This window comes from Streptomyces sp. NPDC006197, assembly GCF_040613865.1.
Classification (GTDB): domain Bacteria; phylum Actinomycetota; class Actinomycetes; order Streptomycetales; family Streptomycetaceae; genus Streptomyces.
The window spans coordinates 1-6,027 of record NZ_JBEXSZ010000251.1 but is presented as its reverse complement, the minus strand read 5'-3'; the positions used below and the strand labels follow the sequence as shown (position 1 = coordinate 6,027).

The 6,027-nt window shown below is 73.4% G+C and carries 4 protein-coding genes; all 4 read left to right on the top strand.

What is annotated here, in order from left to right; all coding sequences use genetic code 11:
- The first annotated feature begins 232 nt into the window (after nt 1-232).
- The 4 genes from ABZ318_RS38735 (at nt 233) to ABZ318_RS38720 (ending at nt 6,021) form a co-directional block, all read left to right on the top strand.
- The gene (locus tag ABZ318_RS38735) at nt 233-1,723 is read left to right on the top strand and encodes a 3' terminal RNA ribose 2'-O-methyltransferase Hen1 (protein ID WP_356907109.1); all 1,491 of its coding nucleotides are present in this window, start codon (nt 233-235) and stop codon (nt 1,721-1,723) included.
- Complete coding sequence (locus tag ABZ318_RS38730; protein WP_356907108.1) at nt 1,720-4,248, top strand: polynucleotide kinase-phosphatase; 2,529 nt, start codon at nt 1,720-1,722, stop codon at nt 4,246-4,248. Before ABZ318_RS38735 ends, ABZ318_RS38730 begins: the two co-directional genes overlap by 4 nt.
- A 310-nt stretch (nt 4,249-4,558) precedes the next feature.
- Nucleotides 4,559-5,284 carry a Crp/Fnr family transcriptional regulator gene (locus ABZ318_RS38725; protein ID WP_356907107.1) on the top strand — a complete coding sequence of 242 codons (726 nt, stop codon included), beginning with the start codon at nt 4,559-4,561 and terminating at the stop codon, nt 5,282-5,284.
- Between the two features lie 86 nt (nt 5,285-5,370).
- Complete coding sequence (locus ABZ318_RS38720) at nt 5,371-6,021, top strand: hypothetical protein (RefSeq protein ID WP_356907106.1); 651 nt, start codon at nt 5,371-5,373, stop codon at nt 6,019-6,021.
- Nucleotides 6,022-6,027 lie beyond the last annotated feature (6 nt).

Genomic DNA, 6,027 nt, shown 5'->3' with positions numbered 1-6,027 from the left:
TGGAGGAGAGCAGGGCCTTGAGGCCGTCGATGCGGTCCTCGTCCTCGTGGAGCACGTACGAGAGGTACGGGTCGGAGGCCTGGTCGGCGATCGTGCGGCCGCCCGGCCTGACCCGGCCGCCCGGCCTGACCCGGCCGCCCGGCCTGACCCGGCCGCCCGGCCGGGGCCGGCCAAGTGGTGGTGGTCGGAAAATGCCTGGTCGGTGGGGCGGGGGGCGCCCATACTCGAGCGTGTGTTCCTGACGATCAGTACCTACGGCAGCCCGGAGCGACCCGCGACCGATCTCGGTTTTCTGCTGCACAAGCATCCCGAGCGGGCGCAGGCGTTCTCGACCTCGCACGGCACGGCGCACGTCCTCTACCCCGAGGCGAGTGCCGAGCGGTGCACGGCGGCACTCCTCCTGGAGGTGGACCCCGTGGCGCTGGTGCGCCGCGGCAAGGGCAAGGGCCGGGGCGGCGCCCCGGACTCGGCGCTCGCGCAGTACGTCAACGACCGGCCCTACGCGGCGTCCTCGCTGCTTGCCGTCGCGCTCGCCAAGGTCTTCAAGACCGCGCTGCACGGCGAGTGCAAGGCGATGCCCGAGCGGGCCGCCGCGCCGCTGCCGCTGCGCGTCGAGGTCCCCGCGCTCCCCGCCCGGGGCGGCGCGGAGCTGGTGCGGGCGCTGTTCGGGCCGCTGGGCTGGGACACGGTGGACGCCGAACCGGTGGTGCTGGACGGGGAGTTCCCCGAGTGGGGCGACTCGCGGTACGTGCGGCTGGTCCTGGAGGGCGAGCTGCGGCTCGCGGACGCCCTCAACCAGCTGTACGTCCTGCTGCCGGTCCTCGACGACGCCAAGCACTACTGGGTCGCGCCCGACGAGGTCGACAAGCTGCTGCGCGCCGGTGACGGCTGGCTGGCCGGCCACCCCGAGCGGAAACTGATCACCGCCCGCTATCTCTCGCGCCGCTGGGGTCTGGCCCGTGCGGCGACGGAGCGGCTCGAACTGGTGCGGCTCGCCGAGGCCGAGGGCCTGGACGTCGAGGACGTCGACAACGCCGTCGACGAGACCACCGACACGGAGGAGCGTCCGGTGCCGCTCGCCGAGCAGCGGCGGGAGGCGATCCTCGCCGCGCTGAAGGACGCGGGCGCGACGCGCGTGCTCGACCTCGGCTGCGGACAGGGGCAGTTGGTGCAGGCCCTGCTCAAGGACCCGCGCTTCACCGAGATCGTCGGCGTGGACGTGTCCGCGCGGGCCCTGGGTGTCGCCGCGCGCCGGCTTCACCTGGACAGGATGGGGGAGCGGCAGGCCGCCCGGGTGAAGCTGACGCAGGGCTCCCTCGCGTACACCGACAAGCGGCTCGCGGGTTATGACGCGGCCGTGCTCAGCGAGGTGATCGAGCACCTGGACCTGCCGAGGCTGCCGGCCCTGGAGTACGCGGTGTTCGGCTCGGCCCGGCCCCGTACGGTCGTCGTGACCACGCCGAACGTCGAGTACAACGTGCGCTGGGAGTCGCTTCCGGCCGGGCACGTCCGGCACGGCGACCACCGCTTCGAGTGGACCCGCGAGGAGTTCCGCGCCTGGGCGGCCGGCGTCGCGGGGCAGTACGGCTACGGGGTCGGGTTCGCCCCCGTGGGACCGGACGACCCGGAGGTCGGGCCGCCGACCCAGATGGCCGTCTTCAGCCGTACGGACACCTCCACCGACAGCCGTACCGACGAGACCTCGAAGGAGGTCACCGCATGACCCGCACCCTGCCCGTCACCGATCTGTCCCTCGTGGTGCTCGTCGGTGCCACCGGTTCCGGCAAGTCCACCTTCGCCCGGCGCCACTTCAAGCCGACCGAGATCGTCTCCTCGGACTTCTGCCGCGGGCTCGTCGCCGACGACGAGAACGACCAGTCCGCGAGCAGGGACGCCTTCGACGTCCTCCACTACATCGCGGGCAAGCGCCTGGCGGCGGGGCGGCTGACCGTCGTCGACGCCACCAACGTGCAGCAGGAGGCCCGGCGTCAGCTCGTCCAGCTGGCCAGGACCCACGACGTGCTGCCGATCGCGATCGTCCTCGACCTCCCCGAGGAGGTGTGCCGCACGCGGAACGCCGCCCGGCCCGACCGGGCGGACATGCCGGCGCACGTCATCCAGCGCCACCGGCGGGAGCTGCGCCGTTCGCTGCGAGGCCTGGAGCGCGAGGGCTTCCGCAAGGTGCACGTGCTGCGCTCCGTGGAGGAGGTCGAGGAGGCCGAGGTCGTCCTGGAGCGGCGCTTCAACGATCTGCGGCACCTCACCGGCCCGTTCGACATCATCGGCGACGTCCACGGCTGCCGCTCCGAGCTGGAGACCCTGCTCGCGAAGCTCGGCTACGTCGACGGACACCACCCCGAGGGGCGGACGGCCGTCTTCGTCGGCGACCTCGTCGACCGGGGCCCCGACTCGCCGGGCGTCCTGCGCCGGGTCATGGGGATGGTCGCGGCGGGCGACGCGCTGTGCGTCCCCGGCAACCACGAGAACAAGCTCGGCCGGTGGCTCAAGGGGCGGAAGGTGCAGGAGACGCACGGCCTTGCCGAGACCGTCGAGCAGTTGGGGCGCGAGAGCGAGGAGTTCCGCGCGGAGGTGGCGGCGTTCATCGACGGACTCGTGAGCCACTACGTCCTCGACGGCGGGAACCTCGTCGTCTGTCACGCCGGTCTGCCGGAGAAGTACCACGGCCGGACCTCCGGGCGGGTGCGCTCGCACGCGCTGTACGGGGACACCACGGGCGAGACCGACGAGTTCGGGCTGCCGGTGCGCTATCCGTGGGCGGAGGAGTACCGGGGCCGGGCCGCCGTCGTGTACGGACACACCCCCGTGCCCCGTACCTCCTGGATCAACAACACCCTCTGCCTCGACACCGGGGCCGTCTTCGGGGGGAGGATGACCGCGCTGCGCTGGCCCGAGCGCGAGCTCGTCGACGTACCGGCCGAGAAGGTCTGGTACGAGCCGGCGCGGCCGCTCGCCACCGAGGCGCCCGGCGGGCACCAGGGGCGTCCCCTGGACCTGGGCGACGTGCACGGGCGGCGGACCGTGGAGACCCGCCACCTCGGGAACGTCGCCGTGCGCGAGGAGAACGCCGCGGCGGCCCTGGAGGTCATGAGCCGGTTCGCGGTCGACCCGCGGCTGCTCGCCTACCTGCCGCCGACGATGGCGCCCACCGCGACCTCGAAGGTCGACGGCTACCTGGAGCACCCGGCCGAGGCCTTCGCCCAGTACCGGGCCGACGGCGTCGAGCGGGTCGTGTGCGAGGAGAAGCACATGGGCTCCCGGGCCGTGGCCCTCGTCTGCCGGGACGAGGAGGCGGCGCGCGAGCACTTCGGCGTCACCGGGGTGACCGGCTCCTTGCACACCCGTACCGGACGGCCCTTCTTCGACGACCAGGACGTCACGGAGGAGGTCCTCGGGCGCTTGCGGACGGCGATCGGCGCGGCGGGTTTCTGGGACGAACTCGACACCGACTGGCTGCTGCTCGACGGCGAGCTGATGCCGTGGTCGCTCAAGTCCGCCGGGCTGCTTCGCGCGCAGTACGCGGCGGTCGGCGCCGCTTCGGGCGCCGTCCTGCCCGGGGCGATCGACGCCCTGGAGCGGGCGGTGGGACGCGGGGTCGAGGGGATCGACGGGCTGCTCGCCCGGCAGCGGGAGCGGGCCGTGGACGCGGCGGCCTTCACCGAGGCGTACCGCAGGTACTGCTGGCCGACCGAGGGCCTGGAGGGTGTGCGGTTCGCGCCCTTCCAGCTGCTCGCGGCGCGCGGGCGTTCGCTCGCGGCGGTGCCGCACGACGAGCAGCTGGCCCGGCTCGACCGGCTCGTCGAGCACGACCCGACCGGGCTGCTCCAGGTGACCCGTCGGCTCGTCGTCGACACCGGTGACGAGGCCTCGGTCCGCGCGGGCACCGACTGGTGGCTGGAGCTGACCGGGGCGGGCGGCGAGGGCATGGTCGTCAAGCCGCTGGCGGCGCTCGTCCGCGACGCGAAGGGGCGGCTCGGGCAGCCGGGCGTGAAGGTGCGCGGCCGGGAGTACCTGCGGATCATCTACGGTCCCGAGTACACCCGGCCGGAGAACCTGGAGAGGCTGCGGCAGCGTTTCCTCGGCCACAAGCGGTCGCTCGCGCTGCGCGAGTACGCGCTCGGCCTGGAGGCTCTCGACCGGCTTGCCGCGGGCGAACCGCTCTGGCGGGTCCACGAGGCCGTCTTCGCGGTGCTGGCCCTGGAGTCGGAACCGGTCGACCCGAGACTCTGACCGGGCTCCTGCGAAGCGCGGATTCCGGGGTGTGTGCGCGAAGCCTTCACGAAGGCTTCGCGCACACGCCCCGGGCCGCTTCCACGGGGGGGCGCAGGGGTGCCGACGGCGGCGCTCCCCTGCGCCCCCCGTGCTCGTTGACGCGTTTCTTCCGCACCCTCTAGCGTTCTTCACCCCACGACGTGACACAGCGTCAATAGTGTGGCTGAGTACGTCACATGAGGTGGGAACACGCACGCGAAAGCGCCGGTCGGCCACCGGCGGACGGTCTTCCCCGGAGGGCCTGCGAACGGTACGGGGGTGAGCGGCGATGAGTCTCTTCGGCCAGGACCGCTCCTTCCTCCACGCCCTCCCCGCGGCCGACCGGCGGTCACTGCTCGCCGAGGGCGTCCGGCGCGTCTACGAACCCGGGGAGGTGATGATCCGCGAACGCGACACCAGCGCCTACGTCCTCGCGCTCCTCTCCGGCTGGTCCGTCGTCTCCGTCGGCACCGAGCGCGGATCACGGCTCATCCTCGCCCTGCGCGGCGCCGGCGAGGTCGTCGGCGACCTCGCCGCCGTCGACCGGGGCCCGCGCAGCGCCAGCGTCACCGCCCTCGGCACGGTCGAGGCGGTGGCCGTCTCCGGCGACCGGTTCCGGCGCTTCCTCGCCGCCCGGCCGCACGCGACCGCGCTGATCATGCGGCAGCTCGCCACCCGGCTGCGCAGTGCCGACGTCGAGCGGCGCGCGCTCGCCTCCGAGACCGTCCTCCAGCGCCTCGCCGCCCGGCTCGTCGAACTGGCCGAACGCGCCGGGCGGCGGGCCGACGGAGGGACCGTACTGGAGCTTCCGCTGCCCCAGCACGATCTGGCGGCGGCCATCGGAGCCACCCGGGAGGCGGTGGCCAAAGCGCTGCGCCTGCTCCGGGAGCAGGACGTCGTCCGCACCGCGAACCGCACCGTCGTCGTCCTCGACATGCCGGTCCTGGTGCTGCTCGCGCAGGGGCGCGCACGCCCCGGCGGAAACCCGGCGGCCGTATCTCCGCCGGGTGTGTAAACGGCTACATCGCCGGCCGTCGCGGACGGCCAGTCTGGACATGCGACACACGCACCACCACGGCACCACACACAGGGAGTCCGAGAGTGAGCAGTGCGGAAGCGAACGGGGTAGCGGGCGGGATCCACCGGTTCGTCGTCTTCGGCGACATCTGCGGCTCCGGAACCCTGGGCATGGCCGAGAAGGAGCTGCACCGGGCCGCGATGTACGCCGCCTTCGACGAGGCGTACGGCTCCGTCGGCGTCGAACCGGGCACCTTCCACCAGGAGGACCGGGGGGACGGCATCCTCGCCGCCCTGCGTCCCGACGTGCCGCCGACGCTCATGGTCGGACGCTGGATCGACACCCTCTACGAGAGCCTGCGCGCCCACAACACGGGCCGGAGCCGGCGCCTGCGGCTGCGGATCGGCATGAACGCGGGGCTCGTCGCCCAGGACGGGCGCGGGCTCGTCGGGCGGGCGGTGGACCTCGCCGCCCGGCTCTGCGACAGCGCCCCCGCGAAGCGGATCATGGCGGAGAGCCAGGAGGTCGATCTCCTGGTCGTCGTCTCCGACTGGCTGTACGGGAACGTGGTCGCCGAGGGCGGGCGGTACGTCGAGCCGGCCCACTACCGGCCGGCCCGCATCCGGTCCAAGGAGACCGACGAGACCGCGTACCGCCGCGTCGAGGCACTGGACACCGCCCTGGAACGGACCCGCCCGACCCTCGACACCGCCTCCACGGGGACGCCCTCATGAGCCGCC